The sequence below is a fragment of the Synechococcus sp. CCY 0621 genome, assembly GCF_019038465.1.
GTDB lineage: Bacteria > Cyanobacteriota > Cyanobacteriia > PCC-6307 > Cyanobiaceae > Cyanobium.
Genome location: NZ_JAFKRH010000026.1, coordinates 32,805 through 56,744 on the forward strand (window position 1 = coordinate 32,805; position 23,940 = coordinate 56,744).

Genomic DNA, 23,940 nt, shown 5'->3' on the forward strand with positions numbered 1-23,940 from the left:
CAGCTTCTCCTATACACCAACCATATCCACTGTGTTCGGCACAGGGATGGCGAAGGCGTGCTCAAGTTTGGCTGCGATCAGGTGAGCCGAATCCTCAAGGGCTCGACTCAACTCACGAATTTCACCAGCTGACGGACGTTGCGATGTCTTGTAGAATCCACCACTCTCCTTCTTCCGCAACACGTTTTTCACAATATAAACGAACTGGTGTGCTGCGGCTGAATCCCGAAACTGAGCTTCGATCTCAAACCGATCACCAGAAGTTGAATCTGCCAACCATGAGGCCTTATAGACGAAGAAGGCAGTCTGAGTGTTCTGAAACTCGGCACTCTCGAAGACTTCATCACCTTCGAAAACAGCCTTGTGTATAAGACCTGCCGTGAGAAGTTCCTCAGCACTTTCGGAGTCTTCCTCTGAGTCCTCTTCACCGGCATCGGCTCCCAATGGAGTCGATGCCATATCTCGGCAAACGCCAACCTTGGTCACGCTATACGGTACGAGTCCCTGAGTCTGCTTAATTAGCTCGACCCAGAACTTTGTACGCGCACCTCGGTCTACGATTCCAGACAGTGAGATCGGGATGATCGGAATGGGGGTTGCCGATCTACTTTCAAGTTTCTGGACTAACTTCTCGGCGATTTCCTTCGCCTTGGGATTCGCGGTATGCCGAATTGTATACTCGCCAGTCGATGTCGGCTCAACCTGGAGTGTAACCTCATTTTCTGTGCGCTGCCTCAATGAAGACTTTCGGTGATTGAGTTCTGTGTAGCCAACTTTGATTTCCAAGCAGTCATCCTTTTTGGTGACCAACCATTGTTCGTCCTTATCTGTCCTTGCCTTCTGCAGATCTGTGATCGTGTCAGCGAAAGTGTTCGCATGAGCACTAGTATTGATTCGTACTGACGTTGTGCGTTGCGCCCTCCCTGGAGATTCAATCTGATCGCATAGATCCTGCAGCTGACTTTGAGAAAATGGCAGCGTCGAGAGAAACTGAATAATGTCTACCCTATCTTCTGCGGGTGAAAGGATTATGCCTCTTCTGAGGGCAAGTTCTAGAAGGCGGGTCTTGCTAAACCGCTTGATCTCTGGCTCAATGAGATCAAAAATGTCGGCATCTGTCGCGAAGTATAAGGGCTTAGATGTAGTCAACGTTCCCCCATCCCAATTTCAACCTCGCTGAACTGTGGGACAATGCCGGATAGGGCTCGATACTTAATAATCTCAAGTCTCTGCCTCATCTCTTTGACACCATGGAACTGTTGCGAAACGTACGTATCGACGGCTTGGCTAAATTGTGCTGCGGCTTCCTTGTCAGGGCGCGCAATACAGACAGTGACCTCATCAGCGTGCTGAAGAATTTGAAATCGGAAAAGACCATCGATAAGATAGATAAACTCTCGAAAGTCGGCGCCCGGCCCTCTATAGTAGACAGTATACTTGGTCTCAATGCTTCTGCCATTTGGCATCTGGTATCGAACGATCTGGTAAGGGCTAAGAAGCATTTCAAGGGTAGCCGCACGATTTTCACTTTTTCGTGCCTTCACTCTCACCAAGTCCGGGTAGAAGAACTCTAGGTCTTCGCTTGATAACGGATAGCGTTGGACTCCTCGCTGCATTTTCATGTCATGAGCCAGATTGTTTATGTACAGGACATCTTCTGGCCCCATTACGAATACCCTTCGGCCCCGCCTAAGTTCATGTGATACTCCTTCCATAGCCTGGGCAAGGGTGGCGCGGAAATTCTTATCATAGTTTGCGTCGTGGTTGTATATAAACAATAACCCAACTACTTCGCAGTTAATGCCTGGCTCTACGTATCGCCGCTGGAACTCTCCAGAGAGATTGGCACATTCAGTTGCAAGAAGTAAGCTTTTGATGGCGGTCCGCAAACTTGCCTTAGTAAGAGAGCCAGCTGCATAGCTCTTCAGATCCGTAGTCACGTAGGTTCGGACATCGGCCTCAGCATAGGGATTAGAATAGTGAAAGACTACGTCAGAAGGGTGCGTAAGCTTGTCATGTGTTTGATCAACACATTCCCAGTTTTGATCGCGCGGCCCCGTAGCCTTCCATCCGAATTCGACTAAGCAGTCGCTGTGAACTCGCTCCGCCATGGCGGAAATGTTTATGGTTTCCGACATTTGAAGGCTACGAGCTGTCGATCTCGAACTGCAAACACAGAAATAGCGCACCGGCGTGCATCATGCAAGACCATTCGTCAAAGGAGCGTCTAGTGCACGATGGGGTGGTGGCAGAAAGCACCTGAAGCCAATAGTTGGTTCAATCCCTTCCAACCCAACCCATGAATGGCAGGCATGAGGCTTCAAGTAGACATCTCATCGGATTTAGCGGCCTGTCTACTCGACGTGAGTGCTATGCGAACATCATTGCCTAGAAGCAGTTCTACTCACGCTCATCCATGAGATTGCAAATAACAAGTTCACACATTTCTTCCTCCTTGTTGCCCAGCAGGCATTTCACTTCTTCATGAGTCGACAATGTAAAGCCGCATCCACAAGTTAGGGCAACAGCAGTTGCTTCTGCATAGACGCCTAGAATGACTCCTTCTCTATGATCCACATCTACATCCCAGTCGATATCAAAAAGGACGGATGCCGCTTGGGTGCACACTGGGCAGATCATGCATAATTGCTTATGTTCAGGATTGATGTCAATCTTTTGGCATGGAAGTGGCTGCCCCTGGGTGTGCAGCCTTTGAAGATGCGCAATGCGTTGCTCAAGTTCAAGACTCTCAGCATTGCGATAGGCATCTCTATTTTTTTGGAGAAGCATCCATGCATCTTGACCAATTACCTGCCCTGGCGGTTCGCGGAGACAATCATTGCACAAAGCCTCAGCAAAGTCAGCTACTCTCACCTGTACATTTCTCTCAAGACGTGCTATTTCTAAGTAGCCATAGTTATGCATCAGAAGGTTCCTATCTTCAATAACAGCTTTTATGTCTCGCTGGAAGGCAGAAAGTGCTGGATAAAGCTTAATGATTCGATTGAGCGCCAACTCAAATGAGATTGTATTCCTGTTGTCAAAGCCCTCACCATTCTCCTGAGCCAAAAGTTCCTCAAATGACACTTTCTCGTAGAGAATCATTAGAGGATTCCTGAGTTGGATGACACTCTTGGCCAGCTTTTCAAGAGCAACAATGAGTAGAATGCTTCCGCTAATTACCGAAAAGTCGTCGCACTGGCCAGGGGCAAGAAGGCTGACTGCTTTGGCGAACAAGCCCTTTGAGTAGCTTCGGAGATCTAGATTTATCTTTGAACTCACAATCGCTTGCTCTTTATCAGGGTCTGGCTAAGCGTAGCTTGGATAAATCAGATGGCACAGGGCTTAGATGCGCATGATGTCTGAGTTAAGCAGCTCCCCGAGGCGGCATCGGCTTGGACGTCATGTTAGGCCTTGCCCGGCTGACCTTGTTTTGTAGGCCCGGAACCGAGGAGAAATGCCGGATGAGATACATTTCAAGAGCTGGCGCGAGGTAGGAGAGCCTGTCGGGAAACGCAATAGTAGTACCGTGTGATGCCGATTTCCAGCGTTCTTTTGGCTTATAGTGGCGCACGGATTGAGCAGATCTATCCCAGTCGATGCACAGAACATGTTTGTACAGGCGACTCCCGATGCCGTGGCCGACATATCTTCCTGCACCCGATGAAGCTGCGAGCCCGATGTAGACCAATGCGTTCTGCTCAAAAATAGCGTAGCAGCCCTGTTATCATGGTTCGGTATAGGTCCAGGACTCGTGAGCGACCAAAGTGGGAGCCACCAGCGGGGCGCTGCTTCGCCATCCCCTTTGGGCCAGTGCAGCTCAAAGAATCGGGCTGTAGCAGCCGCTAACGCCTCACGACTATCCAACATTTCGCCCTCGCTCGCCACGTTCGGTGTTTTCACAAATGAGATTGCCTTCCAGAATTTGTTGACGATTGCGGATCTGTTGCCCTTCAGCGCACTTGGACTAATGCTGCTCACACTCATCAAGCAAGGCCAACTATCCCACTTAATCAAATTAGTAGATAAGCCCGCTAATGCTGGGGGCTTTCGAGTCCGACATGATTCACTCTTGTGGCAAAGAAGCCTAATGCGCCGGAGCAAGCCACGCGGAGGCGTCTGCTACATTGACTTGTCAGGTGATTATCCACTAAATCGCCAAGTCTTCATAATGTCTCACCGCTTGATTCCGGAGAATGCCTATTCGTGACGGCTTCAATGGGCTCTTCAAGCAATGTTGCGAAGTCTCGAGTTTCGGTCATAAGTGTTTTGACACACGCGCGCGAACGAGCCCTAACTGCTTCAAATCTGATGCTCATTCTGGCTAGCAATTCTTCGCTCGTCTGTTCCTCTAACGTGAGGATGAAGGATTGGTGCGCACAGTAGTTCCGTTCACTCGCAAGTGAGCGAAGTTCTTTGATAAGCACATCGTTGACATACAGCTCTTCGTACTTTGTTATGAGTTTTCCAAGGGAGTCTTTCTCTAAGTTGCTTCGGGTGCGCTTGAATTTGATCTTTGCCGGCGCCGTGCGACGAATGGCCTCATAGCCACTAGAAATCACGATCTTCAGCAATTCCTCAATCCACTGAAAATCTACGCTGATCTGGCCTACGACCTCCTTGTATCTTTGAAATGCCTCTGGGCTCATAACAACACCTAACGCTGGCCCTGAGTGGCAAGCAAGAAGTGTAGAGCCCATACTGAAGATCGTTGGTGGCCTGGCCAATCATGGTGTTGGTTAAGCCTGCATGCGATGAATTGAGCCGAGCACTTTGCCAGCTGGCTTAACTCCGCTGAGCAGTTCTCGATAGCCATAGTCATAGAACGCTGGTGGGAAGAGGGAGTGTGTAGTTAGCGTTGATGCGTCGCCAAGCCAGTCAAGGGCAGCTTCGAGTCGTACTCGGATAGTGCCCACATGAAGCGCTAACTGATCACTAACAGGTTGGCCGGTATTGCTCAGCCGGCGGACCAGCAGCCCGTGCTGAGCGTGCGGGCGGACAAAGTGCGAAGGAACTGCAGTTCGTAGGTCGATTGTCTCGGATCGATCATCCTTGAAGCGGCCTGGCTTTCCGTGCACAGGAGTCGAGTATGCAGATGCCAGCAGAAGAACATAAGCGTACTCTTGATTGACTCGAGGATTAGGTATTCGCTTCTCAAAATGAAGATACTCTTCAGGCAACCCAACTGAACGAGCCGTGTGGCAGGCGAACCATAGCGCAATCCAGATGTTATCGACGACATCAAGCCAAGTAGTGCGAATGCCGTAATGCTGTAGGAGGGGTTCACGGCAGTCAAGATCTACCGCACGTAGCGCAGAAGCCTCAACTTCAATTGAAGACAGTAGTGCATCCAGGAGTGCCCTTCGCCGAACACTGGGCGGACCATCATTTACCCCACGAAGCAAACTGGGTGACAACGTCTTGTACAGACGACATTGACCACGGAAGAAAACCCCCTGCCCGATCGTCTTTGCCAAGTTGTACTTTAGGTACCCGGCCGCCTGGATCAAAGAGTGAGAGGTTGGAGCATCAAACACCTCAAGGCCTGATTCTGCGTCGATGACATGCCTGCCGTACTCGTGATTTAGCTTGGAGAGAGGGTAAGGGTGAGATGACATAGTGGTCGGCTTGTAGTCCTATCAACTCATTAGACGGTTCCAAGAACCACTCCTCCCTTATTCTCCCTTTACGAGAACCACCTGTCGAGCGGCAGGGAGGATGGCCTGAAATCCCGATGCTGCACAGTCCTTCGAGAGCAAAATCCGCTTTCTAGCAGTGGTTCACTGGGACCATAACCCCCTGTAGCCAGCGATACCCAAGTATTGTCAACCTGCCCACCTTGAGCAGTTCAAGTCCCGCAAAGAGATCCAGCCCGCTCACCCCCGCCCACTGCGCAGAGCAAACGGCACGGTGAGCAGCAGGCTCCCCCCCGCGACCACGAACAGCCCCGGCAGGGAGATGTCGATCAGCACCCCCGAGAGGGCCTGGGACAGGGGATCGAAGGCGACGCCGGCCAGCATGGCCAGGGCCATCACCCGGCCCTGCAGCGGTGCCGGGGTCTCCCGCTGCAACCAGGCCGTGGCCAGCACCCCCACCAGCCCGCCGCCGATTCCCATCGCCGCCAGCAGGGCGGCCGCCGTCCACCACTGGCCGGCCACCGCCAGCCCCAGCAGGCCCGCCCCCAGCCCGGCCGACAACCAGCCCAGCGCGCCCCCCGGATGGGCGATGGCGCCGAACCGGCCGGCCCACCAGACCCCCACCAGGGCGCCCACGCCGTAGGCGGCCTGGAGCCAGCCGTAGCTGGCGGCGCCACGGCCGAAGCGCAGCGTCACCAGCTCCACCACGCCGATCACCACCGGGCCCAGCACGGCCAGGTTGATCATGGCGATCAGCGTCAGGCCCGTGCGGATCGCCCCGTGGCCCCAGGCGAAGGCGATCCCCTCCCGCAGGCCCTGCCCCAGGCCCCCCGACGGAGCCGTGTCCGCCGCGGCCAGGCGGGGCCGCACCTGCACGAAGCAGCCCACGGCCAGCAGCAGCAGCACGGTGTCGAAGGCCAGGGCCGCCGTCGCCCCGGCCACAGCGAGGGACAGCCCCGCCAGGGCGGGGCCGGCCACGTTGCTGATCTGCTCGCTGCCCTGGAGCCAGGCGTGGGCCCGGCCGAGATGGCGGTCCTCCAGCAGGCGGGGCAGCAGGGCCAGGGCGGCGGGGTAGAGGCAGGCTTCCGCCGCCCCGAACACGGCGGCCAGCACCAGCACCGGGCCCAGGTCGAGGGCGTCGCGGCTGGCCAGCAGGGTGAGCACCCCGGTGGCCGTCGCCAGGATCCAGCCGGCCCGCACCGCCAGCGCCCGGGGCGGATGGCGGTCGCTGAGGACGCCGCCCAGCAGCAGCAGCAGCCCCCGGGGCAGGGCCGCCGCCATCAGCACCAGGGCCAGGGAGGTGCCCGAGCCCGTGCGCTGCAGCATCAGCCAGGTGACGGCGACGAACCAGAACTGGACGCCGGCGAACAGGAGGGTCTGGCCCAGCCAGAGCCAGCGGAAGCCCGGCCGCCGCAGCAGGGAGCCGCTCACAGCTGCCCCACCCGCTCGGCAAACGGACGCAGCTGCAGCGCCTCGCGCCACTCGTGCAGCGGCCGCTCCCAGCCCTCCTCCCAGCGCTGGGCGAACAGGGGCCTGGCCTCCAGGCCCATCTGCAGCCCGGTGCGGATCGTCTCCACCAGCTCCGGCAGCAGTTCGGGGGCCCCGAGGGTGGCCGACACCAGGGCCTGGGCCGTGAGCACGGCCCCCAGGGGGTAGGGGAACTGGGTGAGATGGAAGGCCTGCAGGCCGATCTCGCCCGTCACCGTGGTGTCGAAGCCGGTGACCACGTGCCAGAGGTCGTGGGTCTGGCTGAGCCGCAGCTCCACGTAGGCCGCATCACTTCCTGGCGCCATGCCGGCGTGCAGGTTGGGGTCGTAGCCCAGCCGTGCCAGCGACGCCGCGTAGGCCTGGCCGAGGCTGCCCTCGGGCAGGGCGGCCAGCTGCGCCAGGTCGTGGGCCGGGGGGATCCAGCGCGCCTCGATCAACGCGGCGCAGGCCGGATCGCGGCGCAGCTGCTCGGCCATCAGGGCATAGGAGGGCGTCTCCAGCAGGGCGTCGGCCAGGGCCCCCACCAGCTCGAGGTCGGTGTCGCCGCCGCTCATGGCCACGAAGGTGCCGAGGACGCGGAACAGCTGGGGCGGCAACTCCTGGGCCTCGAACGGCACAGCGGTGGTTGCGGGGGTGGGGCGGAAAACGGTGGAGGTCATCGGGAAGGTCGCGAAAGAACGTGAGCAGTCCTCACGTCCAAGAAAATATGAGCGTCCCTCGCCTTTGTCAATGGGATGCGAGGATTGCTCAGGTTTTCCCGGTCTGCCGCTTCCCGCCATGGCCGACGAGCCCTCGCCCCTGCGCCGTCAGCCCCGCCAGGCCCGCAGCCAGAAACGGGTGCGGCGGATCCTGGCGGCGGCCGAGGAGCTGTTCGTGGCAGGCGGCGTCGGCAGCACCACCACCAACGCCATCGCCGCCAAAGCCGGCGTGCCGATCGGCTCCCTCTACCAGTTCTTCCCCGACAAGGGGGCAATCCTGCGCAGCCTCGCCCAGCTCTACACCGAGCAGCTGCACGGGCTGCTCACGGCCTTCTTCGACCGGGGGGACGGCCGCTGCCTCTCCCTGGAGGCCTCGATCACCGCCGCCGTGGCCCTCACCGATCGCTTCTTCCGCGACCACCCCGGCTACCCGGCCATCTTCCTGGATGTGCAGAGCGCCACCCCCGAGCTGCTGGCCATCGAGGAGGAGGCCGACGTCCGGCTGATCAACGACTGGAGCGGCCTGATCGTCGAAAAGGCCGCCGCCGAGGGCAGCCACCTCAGCTCGGAGGAGGGCCACCTGATCGCCTACGTGCTGGTCAAGACCGTCGGCCACCTGCTCTGGCTGGCGGCCACCCAGGAGCAGGGCCGCCGCGACCGGCTGGTGGCCGAATGCGGCGACCTCGCCATCGCCTACCTGCGCCGGCGGCTCACCGCGGCGTGCTCACCCCACCAGCTCTCCCAGGCACTGGACCCCTGATGGGGGGTCCCATCACCCTCCCTTGGCGCACCCATGGGGGTGGGGGCTAGGGCAAGGCCTGGACTGTCGTGCCAAGCCATTGGCTGATCGGCACCAATTGGCTGCCATCCCCTGCCTCCGATAGATCCACCATGGAGGTCGGCAGATTGTTGAGTGTTGCTCCGGCGAGGCAGACGGCATGCACGCGGGCTCCCTCGAAATTCGTGCAATCCAAGGTGGCATTCTCAAATGACGCGCCGCGCAAGTCGGCCATCTTGAAGTTCGCTTCGGTACAATCGGCCTCATTGAAGACAGCGTTCGTGGCCGAAGCTTCCCGAAACTGGGCACACGTCAGCTTGGATTTACGGAATGAAGCTCGTGCTAAATCAGCGGCATAAAAATCCGCGTAGCTGAAATCGCAACGAGCCCAATAGGCATCGTGGGCCTTCGCTCCTGAGAGGTCTATGCCCCGCACGTCAGCCAGAGGGTCGTCCGGTTTGGCTTTGTAAAGGATCAAGTTGATGGTCAGCGTCTTCAACACCTTCTGGTCAGTCTCGATGGACAAGGCCGCCGCCAGAACCTGCTTGGTCAGTTGCATGAGCTGCTCACGGCGGGCGCCGCTGACGTTCCACTCCGCCGGGAAGGAGTTCAATACCGAGCCAAGCTTCACCGCAGCGGCAGCGCGCAGAACCGGCGACTCGGCTGCCAGCTCCTGGATGATTGACTGGTAGACGTCGTCGACATTCTTTCTGTCCTCAAAGCCGATCCTTGCCTGGGTTGTACGGCTTTGCCCGATGAGGTAGCCGCCAACGGCACCGCCCACGGTCACAAAGAGGGCGATCACCTTGAGGGCAAACAGACTGCCGGCGGTATCGCTGCGGATCTGGCGGATTTCGGCGTCCAGCTTACTGATCTCGTAGCTGTCCTTTGGAGTTGGTGCCCTGTTGCCGGCCTGCGTGCGGTCCAGTTCAATGACATATTGGGCACCCAGTGATGTCACCAAAGCGACACCAAGGGACACCACCACGAGGACAACGATGTGGCTATTCGATAGCCCCTTCTTGAAGTCAAAGTCCATCTAGAAGTGCCTCACAGGGAGATTGACCCCGAGCTCCCCATGAGCCACAAACCTGCCGCTACGGCCGGGCGCCCGCCCTCCGTAGATCCCAGCCAGAAACCAAAGGGATTGATGCGGCAATCAGCCATTCCATGTTCCTCCGATGGGCCCAGTCATCACGCCCGGAACAATGCAGGCGATGTTCTCTGATCACCCTACCGTGCATCGAGCGGTGAGGGGCACTGATTCGGAATCCGTAAAGTCCGGTGCGAGATTTGCCAAGGCAGGAACCCTGTCCGGGGGATGGAGAGGTTGTTGCGCAGGGTGCAAAGACCGTGTCTGCGCCTGCCTCCAGGTCGCGTTGATTACCTGGCACCCTGATGCTGCAATTGCTTTGGCGACAACCTCCCATGTCCAGCGGTGTTACACGGTTCCGAAACCACCCGTAGACAGAGATCAGGCCCAGACGCTCTCCAGGGTGTAGGGGCCGCCTTCCTTCACCCAGAAGGAGCCGTCGATGAAGCGATGGCTGCGGTCGAGGGCCTCCATCGCGTCCATATCTTCTTGGGCCAGCTCGCCCTCGGCGGCGGCAAGGTTCTCGGCCAGGCGCGCCGGCGACACCGACTTGGGAATCACGGCGGTGCCGCGCTGCAGGGCCCAGCGCAGCACCACCTGGGCCGGCGTGAGGCCCCGCCGCGTGGCGATCGCCGTGATGGTGGGGTCCTCCAGCAGCACCGGCTGGCCGGGGGGCCGCATCTGGGGGGGCAGGCCCGGGGTCCCCAGCGGTGAATAGCCCGTGAGGTGCACGCCGTGGGCCTCGCAGAAGGCGAACAGCCCCTTCTGCTGCAGATAGGGATGCAGCTCCACCTGGTTCATGGCCGGCCGGATGCGCGCCTGCCCCAGCAGGCTGTAGAGGCTGGCCATGCCGAAGTTGCTGACGCCGATGTGGCGGCACAGGCCCCGCTCCACGGCCGCTTCCATCGCCGCCCAGGTGGCCGTGATCGGCAGAGTCTCGAGAGACACCAGATCCTCGGCGCTCTCGGGCATCACCACGCCCGGCCGGAACGCCACCGGCCAGTGGATCAGATACAGATCGAGGTGGTCGAGCTGCAGATCGGCCAGGGTGCGCTCCAGGGCCGGGGCCACGTCCTCGGGGGCATGGGCGTTGTTCCACAGCTTGGAGGTGATCCAGAGGTCGTCGCGCCGCACCAGGCCCGAGCCGATCGCCCCAGCCACGGCCTCGCCGATCTCCGCCTCATTGCCGTAGATGGCGGCACAGTCGATGTGGCGGTAGCCGAGCTTGATCGCCGCCGTCACCGCCGCGCCCACCTCGCCCGGGGGGGCGTTCCAGGTGCCCAGGCCGAGCATCGGCATCTCAGCGCCGTCTTCGAAGCGGAGTGTCTTCAAGGCGGTGAACCCCAAACGAGCGTCACTCCACCCTGGCGCGGGCCGTGAATGACTGCAGGACGAAGCTGCGGGCCTGCGGCTTTTGCGATTCGATCAGCAGCTGCAGCCGTTCCCCCTGCCGTCCGGGTCGGTCGATGGTCACCGTGTCGAGCACCTGGCCCATGCCGTCGAGCACATCGAACTTGGCCTGGATGTCCCCGCAGGGACGCTCCAGGCAGGCGACTTCCATCACATCGATGATGCCGCCGCCATAGAGCCGGGGCTTGCGGCAGATCCCCTGGCAGCGGCGGGTGAACACCCCCTGATCCGATTCCACCCAGCCATCGGCGAGCAGGTCCTGGCGGCTCTCGCCCCTGCCACCGGCGGCCGGCTTCTCCGCCAGGGACGCCCGCAGGCCGGCCGCCATCCAGCCGGCGCCGAAGCCCAGCAGCACCAGGCCCACCATCAGCAGCCGCTGGAGGAACGGAAACCGGGCGGGTTTTGACGCCGGGGGGAGGGCCGGTGGCCGTCCCCCGGGTGGCACTGGCTCCATCTCGACGATCAGGTCCTCAACGGTCTTCTCTTTCCTTGCCATCGTCGTAGGCCATCAGTGAACGAAACATCAGCCCGCCGCCGCTGCCGATCAGGGCGAACATCGTCAGCAGGTTCCAGAGAGAGGTGGGCTGGAAGCTCATGATCAGGGTCTGGAGCACGCCCACCGCCAGGGCCGCCACCGAGGCCAGCACCAGGAACCAGCCCCAGCGCTGGTTGCGCAGGGCGAACAGCAGGCACACCCCGATCGTCAGCGGGATCAGCAGCAGGCCGAAACCGCCGCCCAGGCCCTGGGAGAAGCCGAAACCGCCGCCCCAGCCGCCGCCCCAGGCCGCACCGGCACCACCCCAGCCACCCGCGGCGCGCCGGCCGAAGCGGAGGCCCAGGCCCATCGGCACAGAGCTGACCATCACCTGGTTGAAGAACAGGAACGCGCCCATGCTGAAGAGCACGCCCCCCAGCAGGAAGCTGAAGAAGTCGCGGATCGGGTCCCTGGCGGCCATGGCCCTCCTGCCGGCCCCGTCATGATGGCCGGCCCGCCTGGGTTTGTCTGTCAGCCGCCCGTCAATCGACCGGCCGGCAGCCCTCGAACCACATGACGTGCCGGGCAGGGTCGTAGTCCTTGTACTGACCCGTCAGCTGGATGCCCTGGCCGGTCCTCAGCGAGAGGGCATAGGCGCCCTGGCCCTTGGCGGCCAGGCAACTGATCTGCGTCAGGAAGCGGAACTTGCCGAACCGGATGGCCAGATCGTTGGTGGAATTGGGAATCTCGTAGGCGATGCGATAGGAACCGCCATCCTTGGCGACGTGGGCCACCCGACCCTTGATCGTGAAGGTCTTGCCCTGGTAACGGGAGGGAATCGACGCGGCGTTGGTGTCGGCTTCCTGCGAGATCTGCTGCGACAGCACCAACGCATCAATGACCACCGGCGCCGCCGATGATACCGCCCCCGCGCCGCGCTCCGCAGCAGCGATGCCGTCGGGGCCACCCTTGATGGCGTTGAGCATGGCGCAGAGTTCGTTGCGGGCTCCACCAGCCCCCGCCAGCATGCCGGCCGGCAATTTCGCTTCCAGCTTCACCCGGGCGGCGGCCTGCTCGGCAAGGGCGGTGGCGATGATCGGGAACGGCCGGGCGGAGCCCGATCGCGGCTGCTCCAGCAACATGCTGCCGTCGTCAGCCTCTTCGCTGAGGATGTCGTAACCCCGGGTGGCCGCGATGCCGCGCAGCTGGCGAATTGCCACCGGTGGTGACAACTCCGCGACGGTGACTTCGGCGTGGAAGCGAATGCCGGAGAGGGGGTTGCCCTTCTGCGCGAAGGTGTCTTCACAGCTGCCGGCACGGGCCGCCGAAGGTAGGGCGAGCGCAACGGCCAGACCGGCCAGGGGAACAACGAATCGAAGGGGTGAGCGGAACAAATTCATCAGGGGCTCTCGGGGGATGACTTTACCGAGATCCTGCGCGGTTTGTCCCAGCTACTCCGCGTGGCTGTCCCAGGATTCCCCTTGCAACACGATGCGATAGCCATCGTGGTCGGCGAACGTGCGCCCATTCTTCTCCCAGTAGGGATTGAAGGAGGCGGCGGACTTGAACCCAGCCAACGCCATAGCCTGGCAACGCTGCAACCATTCCTGCCTATCGGGCACAAAGAAGACAACCAAATCTTCCGGGGTGGGTGTTGGGGCGACAGGATGATGGCGGCAGCAGGTGAATTCGAAGTGATAACTACCTCCCGGCGCCCCAAGCATGACGCCGTCAAAGCCATCGTGATCCTCGAAATTGTCGAGGCGCATCAGGCCAAGACCGTCGCGATACATCACCTCGGTGCGGCGCAGATCCGTCACCGGACGGGCCAATCGGACATGGGGCTCCATGACCATCGTCAACGCCATCCATCGATCCTGACGGAATCGTCAGCCCGCGGTCGCTCCTTCCCAGGCCCCCGGATCCAGAAACGTCTCCGCCGGCAGCGGTCCCGCCAGGCACCGCTCGTCACTGGGGTTGAGGGGCCCGGCCAACAGTTCGGCCGCGGTGATGCGGGCCGACTCGGGCAGGGCCGGCTGGTCGGGGTCGAAGGCGGTGGGGTGGGTGATGCTGCTGGAGAAGCCCCGGAAGATCAGCAGCTCGAAGGGCTCGTCCTCCCCCTGGGCCGGCAGGGTGCCCACCAGGCGCAGCACCCGGTCGGGGCGACCACGGCTGATCGTCTCCAGGGCAGCCAGCAGGGCGGCGATGGCGGGGGAGGCGGCGTCGGTCATGGCTTCAGAACTCGCCGGCCACCCGGCCCAGCCGCGGCAGGCGCACCACCAGCCATTGCAGCAGCCCCACGGCGTAGGCCACCAGGGCCGCATAGCCCACGAAGGCGGCCACCCCCGTCGTCCACTCGCCGCCGAACACGAAGGCGAACACCTTGGCCACCACACCGTGCAGCCCCAGGGGCGCCTCCTGCCAGGCCCGGCAGAGGCGCAGGGTGGAGCCGCCCATGCAGGGAAGGCCAGTGACGGCCAGGCTGGCCCCTGCCAGCGACAGCAGGGTCAGGCTCCAGCGCCAGATGCGCAGGGTGAGGGGCAGGGCCCGCCAGGGGGGCATGTCGGCCAGCTCCTCGTTGAGATCCACCCAGAACCACAGGCTCACCACCACCAGCAGCGGCGCCACCACCAGCAGCAGGAAGCCGGCGGGGCGGTTGTCGGTGAGCAGCAGCAGGGCGATCAGCTGCAGGCTGGCCACCTTCCAGTACAGGCCCATCAGACGCACCAGCGCCTGCTCCTTGCGGAGCGCCGCCCAGAGGAGCAGCACCAGCGGCAGCCCCACGGCGAACAGCATTCCCAGCCGCACGTCGAGCCAGACCAGGGAGCGATAGAGCTGTTCCGGCACGTCCGCTCGGTTCGGTAAGGCGCCATTATCCGTGTGCCCCCCAGGCGATAGGGTCCGTTGATGGGTTCCCTCCCCTCCTTTCCCTGGTTGCAACGCCGTCCCGGTGGCCCCTGGTGCCGCACCGCCCTCGGCCGGGACAGCTCGCTTCAGGAAGCGGTCAACCAGGTGTTCGAGCAGCTTCGGGGCGCCCCGGAGGCCGACCTGGCCCTGGTGTTCGCCTCCGCCAGCTACGCCAGCGACCTGCCCCGCCTGCTGCCCCTGCTGCAGCAGAAGCTCAGCGCCGCCCATTGGCTGGGCTGCGTCGGCGGCGGCGTGGTGGGCACCGATCCGGCCGGCGCGCCCCATGAAATCGAGCACCAGCCGGCCCTGGCGGTCACCCTGCTGCGGCTCCCCGGCGCCAGCCTGCGCCCCTTCGCCATCGACACCACCGCCCTGCCCGACCTCGATGGTCCGGCCGAGCCCTGGCGCGAGCGGGTGGGGGCCGAACTGGAGGAGGGCCAGTCGATGCTGCTGCTGCTCGACCCCACCGGCACCGCCATCAACGACCTGATCAGCGGCCTGGATTACGCCTACCCCAACACCACCAAGGTGGGCGGCATCGCCGGCCCCCACAGCGCCGCCCACGGCTCGCTTCTCTTCGGCAGCGGTGACAGCGACCCCGCTGACACCGTCCGCACCGGCGCGGTGGGCTGCCTGATCAGCGGCTCCTGGCGGCTCGATCCGCTGGTGGCCCAGGGCTGCCGGCCGATCGGCCCGGTGCTGGAGGTGGAGCAGGCCCAGCGCAACGTGGTGATCGAGGTGAGCTGCGGCAGCACCCGCAACAGCCCGGTGGCGGCGTTGCAGTCGATCCTCACCGACCTCACCCCCGCCGAGCGGGAGCAGGTGAAGCATTCCCTGTTCCTCGGCGTCGGCCGCAGCGACTTCAGCCTCCCCACCGCCGACCTCACCCCCGTGGCGGAGGCGCCGGGCTCCTTCCTGGTGCGCAACCTGATCGGCGTCGACCCCCGCAACGGGGCGGTGGCGGTGGGCGAACGGATGCGGGTGGGCCAGAAGGTGCAGTTCCAGCTCCGCGATGCCGATGCCTCCCGGGACGAATCCCGCCAGCTGCTGGCCGGCCAGGCCCGGCGGCGCAGCGAGCCCCTGGCCGCCTTCCTGTTCGCCTGCCTGGGCCGGGGCGAAGGCCTCTACGGCGAGGCCGACGGCGACGTGAACCTCTGCCGGGAGGTGTTCGGCACCGTGCCGATCGCCGGCCTGTTCTGCAACGGCGAGATCGGCCCGGTGGGCGGCACCACCCACCTGCACGGCTACACCGCCAGCTGGGGCTTCCTGGTGCCGAACGAGCCGCCCGGGGGCACCGCCACAGCGCTCTGATGGTGCGTCAGCACGTCAATCCCCTCAGCCGGATCCACCAGCTGGCACGGCCCCTGCCGCCGCTGATCGAGCTGTTCGCCGATCCCTCCCTGCCCCTCAACCTCGACATCGGCTCCGCCCGGGGCCGTTTTCTGCTGGCCATGGCCCCCCTGGCGCCGCAGCGCAACCACCTGGGCCTGGAGATCCGCCGGACCCTGGTGGAGGCCGCCGAGGACGACCGCCGCCGCCAGGGGCTGTCCAACCTGCGCTTCCTCTACGGCAACGCCAACGTCAACCTGCCGGAGTGGCTGGCGCTGCTTCCCGCCGGGCAGCTGGAGCTGGTCACGCTGCAGTTCCCCGATCCCTGGTTCAAGCTGCGCCACCGCAAACGCCGGGTGCTGCAGCCCGCCCTGCTGCTGGCGATCGCCGCGGCCCTGGCTCCCGGCCGCCGCCTGTTCCTGCAGAGCGATGTGGAAGCCCTGATCGCCCCGATGCGGCAGCTGGTGGAGGCCAGCGGCGCCTTCGAGGCCGCCGGGCCCGAGGAGTGCGGCCCCGAGGTGAATCCCCTGCCGGTGGCCACCGAACGGGAAGGTCAGGTGCTGGCGGGGGGCCTGCCGGTGCACCGCAGCCTCTACCGCCGCAACACCGCCCCCCTGCCGCCGCTGGCCGATCTGGAAGCCCAGCTGGAGCCCACCGCCAGCGGCACCGATAATCGCCTCGACGCTGAAGCGGATTGATGGTGCCTGCCCCAGCTCCCGTGCCCCTGCTGCTGCGCTGGCAGGGGCTGCTGGCCGGGCTTCCCGCCGGCCGTCTCGGCGCCCATCTGCCCCTGCTGGCGGGCTGGATCCTCTGCGCCCTGATGGCCGGCCTGCCCCTGGTGACCCGGGCAGGCCTCAGCCTGCTGATCGCCGCCTCCGCCCTCCTCTGGGTGGTCTGGGCCCTGCGCACCCCGCCGGGTCGCCTCGGCGCCATCAACCTCTGGCTGCTGCTGGTGATCGCGGTGGCCGTGGTGGCCACCGGCTTCTCGCCGGTGCCCAAGGCCGCCCTGGTGGGGCTGTTCAAGCTGCTCAGCTACCTGAGCGTCTACGCCCTGATGCGCCAGCTGCTGGCCACCGCCCCGGTGTGGTGGGACCGGCTCGTCGGCGCCCTGCTGGCCGGTGAACTGGTCACCAGCGTGATCGGCATCCGTCAGCTCTACGAAGCCCCCGGGGCCCTGGCCCGCTGGTCGGACAACAACTCGGTGGCCGAAGGCACGGTGCGCATCTACAGCACCCTGGAGAACCCCAACCTGCTGGGGGGCTACCTGCTGCCGATCCTGCCCCTGGCCGTGGTGGCCCTTCTGCGCTGGCAGGGCCGGGGCCGGCGCCTGTTCGCCCTGGCCAGCCTGGTGCTGGGCCTGGTGGCCCTGGTGCTCACCTACAGCCGCGGCGCCTGGATGGGCATGGTGGCCTCCCTCGGCCTGTTGGGCCTGCTGCTGGTGCTGCGGCAGACCCGCGACTGGCCGCCGTTGTGGCGGCGCCTGTTCCCCCTGCTGCTCCTGGTGGGCGCCACCGTGCTGCTGGTTCTGCTGGTCACCCAGGTGGAGCCCCTGCGGGTGCGGGTGATGAGCCTGGTGGCGGGCCGGGAGGACAGCTCCAACAACTTCCGCATGAACGTCTGGACCTCCGCCCTGGCGATGATCCAGGACCGCCCCTGGATCGGCATCGGGCCGGGCAACAGCGCCTTCAACCTCATCTATCCCCTGTACCAGCAGCCCAAGTTCAATGCCCTCAGCGCCTACTCCATCCCCCTGGAGCTGCTCGTGGAGGCCGGCATTCCGGGGCTGCTGGCGGGGCTGGGCCTGCTGCTGAGCGCCGTCAAGGTGGGCCTGGGCCAGTGGCGCAGCAGCGCCCCCCTCGCCCTGCCCTGCCTGGCAGCGGTGGCCGTGTTCGCAGGCCTGGGGGTTCAGGGCCTCACCGACACGATCTTCTTCCGGCCGGAGGTGCAGCTCATCGCCCTGTTCAGCCTGGCCACCCTGGCCGCCGCCGCCCGGCCGGCGGATTCCCTGCCGTGAAGCTGATCGCCGGCTTCGATGCCGGCCAGACCCACACCACCTGCCGACTGGCCCTGGCCGGCGATGGCCTGGCGCCCACTCCGGTCCGGGTGATCGGCGAAGGCGACGGCCCCGGTGTGTGCCACCTGGCGGCCCCGGAGGGTCCTGAACGTTTCGAGGCCGCCTTGCGCGAGAGCCTGGTGCGGGCCCGGGCCCATCTCGTCGACGCCGGCGAGCCCGCCGGCACGGCCGTCCTGGTGGCGGCCGCCGTGGGGGCCAGCGGCATCGAGCTGGGCTCGCCGGTACAGGCCCACGGCCAGGCGTTGGCAGCCGAGGCCCTGGGACTGCCCCTGGAGCGGGTGCTGGTCACCGGCGATGAGCGCACCGCCCTGCGCGGGGCCTTCCCTGACGGCGCCGGACTCGTGGTGATCAGCGGCACCGGCACCATTGCCGTCGGCCGCGACGGCCAGGGGCGCGAGCACCGCTGCGGCGGCTGGGGCTGGCTGCTGGATGGGGCCGGCTCCGCCATGGACATCGGCCGCGACGGCCTGGCCCTCAGCCTGCAGATGGCCGACGGCCGCGCCCCCGACACCCCCCTGCGGCGGGCCCTGTGGGCTGCCCTGGATCTGGACCCGGACGATCCGGGTTCAGCGCAGCGGCTCAAGGCGCTGGTGGTGGCGGCCAGCTTCGGCCCCGCCGGCTTCGCCCGGCTGGCGCCGGTGGTGGATCAGCAAGCCAGTGCAGGGGAAGCGGAGGCCATCGCGGTGATGGAGCGCAACGCTGATGCGCTGGCGGCCATGGCAGCGGGGGTGGCCCGGGGCCTGGATCTGCTGGGGCCGGCGGTGTGCCCGATGGGCGGGGCGCTGCACCACCTGGAACAGTTGCGACGCCCCTTCACCTCCCGGCTGGCGGTGGTCCTGCCCGGCAGCCGGTTGATGTCGGCGGCCGGTGATGCCTGCCAGGGGGCACTGGCCATGGCGGTGGAGCTGACCGCCCGGGGCTGAAGCAGAAGTCCAGAACCTTCATGCAACACTCTTCATGCATGAATTCTCTTCAAGCGGGAATGGTGAGTGCCAGCGAGACGTCTCGACCAGAAGAGAACACCGCCAGCCGTTATCGACCGGACATTGATGGCCTGAGGGCCGTGGCGATCGTCGCCGTGATCATCAACCACTTCAACGACCGTTTACTCCCGAGCGGCTATCTGGGCGTCGATATCTTCTTCGTGATCTCAGGATTTGTGATCACCTCCTCCCTGGCCACCCACGCCAAGGAATCTTTCGCCGACTTCTTTCTGCGGTTCTATGCCAGGAGGGTGAAGAGGCTGCTGCCGGCACTGATCGTCTTCGTGCTCATCAGCGCCTTTCTGATCTGTCTCTTTGATCCGGATCCGGGCGTTTCACTGCGGACCGGTACAGCATCTCTGTTTGGCCTGTCCAACCTCTTTCTGCTGCACCAAGCCGTCGATTACTTCGCCGAATCCACCGACCTCAACATCTTCACCCATACCTGGTCGCTTGGCGTGGAGGAGCAGTTTTACCTGGTTTTTCCATTCCTCATCTGGTTCAGCGGCTTCGGCAGGCCCCGGATCGGGGGGGGCAGGAGACTTTTCCTGCTCATCGCCCCGCTGGCCGTGATGTCCTGGCTGGCGTTCCACTGGCTGAACGGCCACGAACAGCCGGCCAGCGCCTTCTACCTGATGCCAGCCCGCTTCTGGGAACTCGCAGCCGGCTGCCTGATCTTTCTGCTGCTGCAGCGCGCTCGCCTGAAGGCTCTGCTCCAACGCCTCCCCCCCTTGCCGGTTCTGGGCCTCTTGGTGGCGACCCTGTTCAGCGCCCACCTCCCCTACACCACCGTGCGGGTCACCACGATCGTGGTTCTACTGAGCTGCCTGCTGATCGCCAGCCTGCGGGCCGATACGGCCGGCCAGGCCCTGCTCTGCCGACCGGCGCTGGTGAGCCTGGGCCTGATCTCCTATTCGCTCTACCTCTGGCATTGGACGGTCCTCTGCCTGAGCCGATGGACCATCGGGATCCACGTCTGGACGGCCCCCTTCCAGGTGGCCCTGATGCTGGTCCTGGCGATGGCCAGCCACCGTTGGCTGGAGCGGCCCCTGCGCCGTGCGCGCTGGTCGAAGCGGGCCTGGGCAACCATCGCCTATGGCGGCGCAGCCCTGCTGGGGGCTGCCGGGCTGATGGCTGGAATGGCCAGTGCGGCGGGATTCCTGTCGCTGGATCGCCGCTATTCGCCCGCACTGTTCACCAATAACCACGACACCGTTGAAGCCAAACCAGGCCAGGACCAACAGTCCATGTGCTCCGCCGGGAACCAGGTGACACGCGAACTGTTCGATCGCTGCCTAGGGAACGGAGCCAGCAGCATCGTGAAGCCGAAGGTGATCATCCTGGGCGACTCCCATACCGGGCACTACGTCAACGCGATCGTCAGGGCCCTTCCGGACATGGATGTAAGGAACTTCAATGTGGGTTGGGCCTGCGGCGTGATCGACAAGCGTGATATCGGCATTCATGAACTCTCTGGCCTTGTCAACTGCGCCGATTACGTGGACCTGGTCGATGGGATGCTGGCCAACGTTGTGCAGGCGGGTGATCTGTTGATCGTTGGCCATCGCTGGGAAGAGAAGCGGCGTTTTCCGCATCAGGCGGAGGCGCTTGAACGATTGGCCCTGAAGACGGCGCAGCGACATGCCTATCTTCTGCTTCTGGATGACGTTGGTGAACTCAAGACCAGCAACCCACTTTTCTGCGTCAGAAGCCCCTGGAGGCCCCTCCCTCCCGCCTCATGCAAACAGTCTCTCGCCAGCATCAACAAGGAACAGGCCGAACTGGACAGAGCCTCCAAGAGAGCACTGCAAAACAATCCAAACAGCTTCTATCTTTCGTTGAGAAAGTTATACTGCGAAACAACGGAGTCCTGTGGCGCCTATCTCGGCGAACAACTTGTCTACGCCGATGGCAATCATTTGACGTATCAAGCCAGCCAGATCGGGGCCAGCGCCATCGGAGCCCGCGTCAGAGACATGCTCGCCCATCCAAAGCCCTGGCCATCCTTCCCAGGCCATTGAACGGGCGAACCCCATGCCCTAACGGGCCAGCAGACCCACGGGTGCCAGGGCCAGGGCGCCGCCGAGAACGGCCAGCAGCAGGGCCAGACGGGCCGTCCAGACCAGGGGCAGCCGGCGCAGCGCCAGGAACGAGCCACCGCTGACCAGCAGCGAGGCCGCCAGGGCGCCCGCCCACCAGCCCAGGGCCGAGCCATCGACGGGGGCCTCGCCGCCGTGCAGCAGGGCGTGCAGGGCGACCGCACCGGCCACCAGGGTGCCGGCGAAGGCCAGCCCGGGGCTGCGGCCATCCCGGTGGGAGCGCAGGATCAACAGCGCCACTGCCGAGATCGCCAGGGCAGCCAGCACCTCGGCGAAGGGCAGGGCGAAGCCCATGGCCCCGGCCAGGCCCCCGAGCACCGCTCCGGCCAGGCCCCAGAGCAGCAGCTGGGCGGACAGATAGGACGCCGCCGCCCCGACACCGATCAGCAACAGCAGGTGGTCGACGCCGGTGATGGGGTGGAGGAAGCCGTAGCCGAGGCCGCCGTGGGCCAGGCCATGGGCCTGGGCCGGCTGGCCGATCAGCACGAAACCGAGGGCGGCCGCGCCCCCCAGAAGGGTCCAGGAGCGGAGGCCGGAGAAGTGGGTCATCGAGGTGCCCGGTCCGCGCCGGGGATGGAAGGAACGGTTCACGGCGAGCGTTCTGGCTGAGGGTGACCCCATCACAGCTGCGGGACAGCGCCGGAATGACGACGGGGGGAACCCTGCCGTGCACCGGACTTTCCTCGTTTCCTCCCGGAGGTGAATCCCGGGAACCGTCCACCCATTGTGACCGCAGCCGGTGACGTTGCCGCCCGATGACCGCAGCTTCTGACCAGGAAGGGGGGAGGATGGCGCCCAGGAGGTTCCTTCCCTTCACGGGGAGGACGCAAGGAGGAAAGGCGGTGAGGGGTTTGCCCGAGTCCGCCGCTGTCCCGCAGCTGTGATGGACACCAGGCTTCCCGGCCCGGCGTCCTCAGTCAGAACGCTCACCCCCACTCGACCCCATTTCCTGCCGGCGAGGACCGGAGATTTCCCATGAACCTGCCTTCTCTGGCTGAGCGACGCGGCATCCGGCCCATCGCCACGCCCATCGCCCTCGCCGCCCTGGCCGCCCTGCCCCTGCTGCTGGCGGCCCCGGCCTCGGCCCACCACCTGATGGATCTCACCGGACTGAAGCCCGGTGTCCTCACCGGGGTGCTGAGCGGCCTGGCCCACCCGATCCTTGGCCCCGACCACCTGCTGTTCCTGCTGGCGATCGGCCTGGTGGGCATCGTCCAGCCCTTCCGCTGGGTGCTGGCCCTGCTGGGCTGCGGCCTGGTGGGCAATGCCCTGGGGCTGGCCCTGCCGGGCCTCAACTGGGTCGAGCCGCTGGTGGCCCTGTCGGTGGCCCTCACCGGCCTGGTGCTGGCGCGGCGCCTGCCGCCCGCCGTGCTGGTGCCCGCCTTCCTGCTGCACGGCTATGCCCTCAGCGGCGCCGTGATCGGCTGGGAGCCGGCCCCGATCGGCTTCTATCTGGCCGGTCTGCTGGTCAGCCAGTCCCTGCTGCTGCTGGTGGCCCTCACTGCCGTGCGCCGCTGGCGCCAGAACGCTTCCAGCGGTGCGCTGAGCCTCACCGCCGGCCTGCTGATGGGCATCGGCCTGGCCTTCACCTGGTCGGCCCTGGTGGCCTGAGGCTCATGTGCCGAGCAGGGCGGTGCACTCCAGCCGCTCCTGGCTGGCGGTCCGTCGCGAGGCGCGCAGCCGGATCGCCTCCGCCAGGTACTCGGCGTCCTCGGCCACACCGCAGAAGCGGGCCGAACCCCAGGTGTGCAGCCAGGGCAAACCCAACACATAAAGACCCGGCACCTGGGTGATGCCCCGCTCGTGGGCCGGATGGCCGGCGCCATCGAACACCGGCACCTCCACCCAACGGAAGTCCGGGTGGTAGCCCGTGCACCAGATCACGGCCGCCAGCGGTTCAGCCACCAGATCGAGGGGCGCCGCTGCACCGGGTGGCGGCGTCCAGCAGGGGACGTAGGGGGGCTGCTCGGGGGCGCTGAGGCCCTGGGCGGCGATGTGGTCGTCGATGCTGCGGCAGATGCGGCTGTAGACGGCGTCGGCGCCATCGAGGTTGGCGGCCAGGTCGCCGGCGAAGCTGATGCGGTCGTGGCCGAGGTCGGCCAGCCGGCCGTGCAGCACCATCCCCTCAAGGGCGCGGCGGCGCAGGTCGATCTCGCGGCCACCGTCGCGGCCGGTGAGGTAGTGGTTGGTCTTGCCCCGCACCGCCTTCGGGTCGGCGTGCTGGTCGATCGGCATGGCGTAATAGCCCATGCGATCGAGCCAGTCGACCACGTCGCGACCGCGGTAGCGGCGCGGGGAGCGGGGGGCGCTGCCGACGCTCAGGTGCACCCGGCGGCCGGCCAGGTGCAGGTCTTCGGCGATCTGGCAGCCCGACTGGCCACTGCCCACCACCAGCACCGGTCCGGCGGGCAGCGACTCAGGGCTGGTGTACTCGCGGGCATCGATCTGCAGGATCCCCTCCGGCAGGCGGGCGGCGAGGGGATGGCGCTTCGGGAGGTGGTAACCGCCGGTGGCCAGCACCACCTGATCCGCCTCGATGTCACCCTCGTCGGTGCTCAGGCGGAAGCCGGAACCACTCGCCTGCAGACGCCGCACGGCCACGCCTTCACGCACGGGCACCTGGATGTGGTCGGCGAAGCGCTGGACATAGCGGACGATCTCCTCGCGGCCCATGAAGCCGTCAGGGTCGTCGCCGTCATAGGGGAAATCGGGCAGGCGGCATTGCCAGTTGGGGGTGACCAGGCAGAAGGACTCCCAGCGCTGGCGCGCCCAGGCGTGGCCGATGCGGTGGCGCTCCAGCACCAGGGGACGCAGCCCCCGTTTCTGCAGGCAGTGGGCCACCGACAGGCCGGCCTGCCCGCCTCCCACCACCACCACCGGGTGGCGCTGCAGCGCCTGCGTACCGCTAGCCACGGTGCCTCTCTGATCGTTGTCGGATGCCGATGCTGGCCGTGCGACGCGATACGCCCT

The 23,940-nt window shown here is 64.6% G+C and carries 24 protein-coding genes and 2 riboswitches; of the genes, 7 read left to right on the forward strand and 17 right to left on the reverse strand.

Annotated elements, in window-relative coordinates; translation table 11 throughout:
- Positions 1-9: 9 nt before the first annotated feature.
- The 7 genes from KUG43_RS08250 to KUG43_RS08280 all read right to left on the reverse strand — a co-directional run bounded on the left by KUG43_RS08250 (position 10) and on the right by KUG43_RS08280 (position 7,783).
- Complete coding sequence (locus tag KUG43_RS08250; RefSeq protein ID WP_216907970.1) at positions 10-1,149, reverse strand: hypothetical protein; 1,140 nt, start codon at positions 1,147-1,149, stop codon at positions 10-12.
- The gene (locus KUG43_RS08255) at positions 1,146-2,138 is read right to left on the reverse strand and encodes a PD-(D/E)XK nuclease domain-containing protein (protein ID WP_502988592.1); all 993 of its coding nucleotides are present in this window, start codon (positions 2,136-2,138) and stop codon (positions 1,146-1,148) included. The genes KUG43_RS08250 and KUG43_RS08255 overlap by 4 nt, the downstream gene beginning before the upstream one ends.
- Before the next feature lie 262 nt (positions 2,139-2,400).
- Positions 2,401-3,237 carry a hypothetical protein gene (locus tag KUG43_RS08260; protein WP_216907974.1) on the reverse strand — a complete coding sequence of 279 codons (837 nt, stop codon included), beginning with the start codon at positions 3,235-3,237 and terminating at the stop codon, positions 2,401-2,403.
- Between the two features lie 929 nt (positions 3,238-4,166).
- Positions 4,167-4,649, reverse strand: a complete 483-nt coding sequence (locus tag KUG43_RS08265) for a hypothetical protein (RefSeq protein WP_216907977.1) — start codon at positions 4,647-4,649, stop codon at positions 4,167-4,169.
- Between the two features lie 90 nt (positions 4,650-4,739).
- Positions 4,740-5,618: an FRG domain-containing protein gene (locus tag KUG43_RS17320; RefSeq protein ID WP_353617972.1), complete on the reverse strand. Its 879-nt coding sequence runs from the start codon at positions 5,616-5,618 to the stop codon at positions 4,740-4,742.
- A 258-nt stretch (positions 5,619-5,876) separates the two neighbouring features.
- The gene (locus KUG43_RS08275) at positions 5,877-7,067 is read right to left on the reverse strand and encodes an MFS transporter (RefSeq protein ID WP_216907980.1); all 1,191 of its coding nucleotides are present in this window, start codon (positions 7,065-7,067) and stop codon (positions 5,877-5,879) included.
- Positions 7,064-7,783, reverse strand: a complete 720-nt coding sequence (locus tag KUG43_RS08280; RefSeq protein WP_216907981.1) for a Coq4 family protein — start codon at positions 7,781-7,783, stop codon at positions 7,064-7,066. Before KUG43_RS08280 ends, KUG43_RS08275 begins: the two co-directional genes overlap by 4 nt.
- Positions 7,784-7,901: 118 nt before the next feature.
- Between KUG43_RS08280 and KUG43_RS08285 the strand changes: the two genes are divergently transcribed.
- Complete coding sequence (locus KUG43_RS08285) at positions 7,902-8,582, forward strand: TetR/AcrR family transcriptional regulator (protein WP_216907983.1); 681 nt, start codon at positions 7,902-7,904, stop codon at positions 8,580-8,582.
- A gap of 46 nt (positions 8,583-8,628) precedes the next feature.
- On the opposite strand, the gene KUG43_RS08290 is transcribed toward KUG43_RS08285, so the two are convergent.
- The 8 genes from KUG43_RS08290 to KUG43_RS08325 form a co-directional block, all read right to left on the reverse strand.
- Entirely contained in the window at positions 8,629-9,639 is a 1,011-nt protein-coding gene (locus tag KUG43_RS08290) for a pentapeptide repeat-containing protein (RefSeq protein WP_216907985.1), read from the reverse strand.
- Positions 9,640-10,074: 435 nt separating this feature from the next.
- On the reverse strand, positions 10,075-11,025 hold the full coding sequence (locus KUG43_RS08295) for an aldo/keto reductase (protein ID WP_286194547.1): 951 nt from the start codon (positions 11,023-11,025) through the stop codon (positions 10,075-10,077).
- A gap of 22 nt (positions 11,026-11,047) precedes the next feature.
- Positions 11,048-11,599 (reverse strand): hypothetical protein, encoded by a 552-nt coding sequence (locus KUG43_RS08300; protein WP_216907987.1) that lies wholly within the window; start codon positions 11,597-11,599, stop codon positions 11,048-11,050.
- Positions 11,574-12,059 carry a hypothetical protein gene (locus tag KUG43_RS08305; RefSeq protein ID WP_216907989.1) on the reverse strand — a complete coding sequence of 162 codons (486 nt, stop codon included), beginning with the start codon at positions 12,057-12,059 and terminating at the stop codon, positions 11,574-11,576. The genes KUG43_RS08300 and KUG43_RS08305 overlap by 26 nt, the downstream gene beginning before the upstream one ends.
- Before the next feature lie 61 nt (positions 12,060-12,120).
- A complete protein-coding gene (locus KUG43_RS08310) occupies positions 12,121-12,978 on the reverse strand; it encodes a hypothetical protein (protein WP_216907991.1) in 858 nt (285 codons plus the stop codon).
- A 51-nt stretch (positions 12,979-13,029) separates the two neighbouring features.
- Positions 13,030-13,446 (reverse strand): VOC family protein, encoded by a 417-nt coding sequence (locus KUG43_RS08315; RefSeq protein WP_502988593.1) that lies wholly within the window; start codon positions 13,444-13,446, stop codon positions 13,030-13,032.
- Positions 13,447-13,467: 21 nt separating this feature from the next.
- A complete protein-coding gene (locus KUG43_RS08320) occupies positions 13,468-13,809 on the reverse strand; it encodes a DUF7734 family protein (protein ID WP_216907993.1) in 342 nt (113 codons plus the stop codon).
- Between the two features lie 4 nt (positions 13,810-13,813).
- Positions 13,814-14,425, reverse strand: a complete 612-nt coding sequence (locus KUG43_RS08325; RefSeq protein ID WP_216907994.1) for a DUF3177 family protein — start codon at positions 14,423-14,425, stop codon at positions 13,814-13,816.
- Positions 14,426-14,485: 60 nt separating this feature from the next.
- On the opposite strand from KUG43_RS08325, the gene KUG43_RS08330 reads away from it, so the two are divergent.
- Genes KUG43_RS08330 through KUG43_RS08350 form a run of 5 tightly spaced genes read left to right on the forward strand, consistent with a single transcriptional unit; the run spans position 14,486 to position 20,892 of the window.
- Complete coding sequence (locus KUG43_RS08330) at positions 14,486-15,796, forward strand: FIST signal transduction protein (RefSeq protein ID WP_216907996.1); 1,311 nt, start codon at positions 14,486-14,488, stop codon at positions 15,794-15,796.
- 2 nt (positions 15,797-15,798) lie between these two features.
- Positions 15,799-16,512 (forward strand): methyltransferase domain-containing protein, encoded by a 714-nt coding sequence (locus tag KUG43_RS08335; protein ID WP_216908105.1) that lies wholly within the window; start codon positions 15,799-15,801, stop codon positions 16,510-16,512.
- Complete coding sequence (locus tag KUG43_RS08340) at positions 16,512-17,828, forward strand: IctB family putative bicarbonate transporter (RefSeq protein WP_216907999.1); 1,317 nt, start codon at positions 16,512-16,514, stop codon at positions 17,826-17,828. The genes KUG43_RS08335 and KUG43_RS08340 overlap by 1 nt, the downstream gene beginning before the upstream one ends.
- Positions 17,825-18,811, forward strand: coding sequence for a BadF/BadG/BcrA/BcrD ATPase family protein (locus tag KUG43_RS08345; RefSeq protein ID WP_216908001.1), 987 nt, complete (start codon positions 17,825-17,827; stop codon positions 18,809-18,811). The genes KUG43_RS08340 and KUG43_RS08345 overlap by 4 nt, the downstream gene beginning before the upstream one ends.
- Before the next feature lie 59 nt (positions 18,812-18,870).
- A complete protein-coding gene (locus KUG43_RS08350; protein ID WP_286194559.1) occupies positions 18,871-20,892 on the forward strand; it encodes an acyltransferase family protein in 2,022 nt (673 codons plus the stop codon).
- 18 nt (positions 20,893-20,910) lie between these two features.
- Here the strand turns inward: KUG43_RS08350 and KUG43_RS08355 are convergent, their stop codons facing one another.
- On the reverse strand, positions 20,911-21,561 hold the full coding sequence (locus tag KUG43_RS08355) for a HupE/UreJ family protein (protein WP_353617974.1): 651 nt from the start codon (positions 21,559-21,561) through the stop codon (positions 20,911-20,913).
- Positions 21,545-21,703: riboswitch (cobalamin riboswitch) on the reverse strand. Its footprint overlaps the gene before it by 17 nt.
- Before the next feature lie 50 nt (positions 21,704-21,753).
- Positions 21,754-21,918, forward strand: a riboswitch (cobalamin riboswitch).
- A gap of 27 nt (positions 21,919-21,945) precedes the next feature.
- Between KUG43_RS08355 and KUG43_RS08360 the strand changes: the two genes are divergently transcribed.
- A complete protein-coding gene (locus tag KUG43_RS08360; RefSeq protein ID WP_216908004.1) occupies positions 21,946-22,581 on the forward strand; it encodes a HupE/UreJ family protein in 636 nt (211 codons plus the stop codon).
- A 3-nt stretch (positions 22,582-22,584) separates the two neighbouring features.
- Here KUG43_RS08360 and KUG43_RS08365 read toward each other — a convergent pair whose 3' ends face one another.
- Positions 22,585-23,883: an MSMEG_0569 family flavin-dependent oxidoreductase gene (locus KUG43_RS08365; protein ID WP_353617975.1), complete on the reverse strand. Its 1,299-nt coding sequence runs from the start codon at positions 23,881-23,883 to the stop codon at positions 22,585-22,587.
- Between the last annotated feature and the right edge of the window lie 57 nt (positions 23,884-23,940).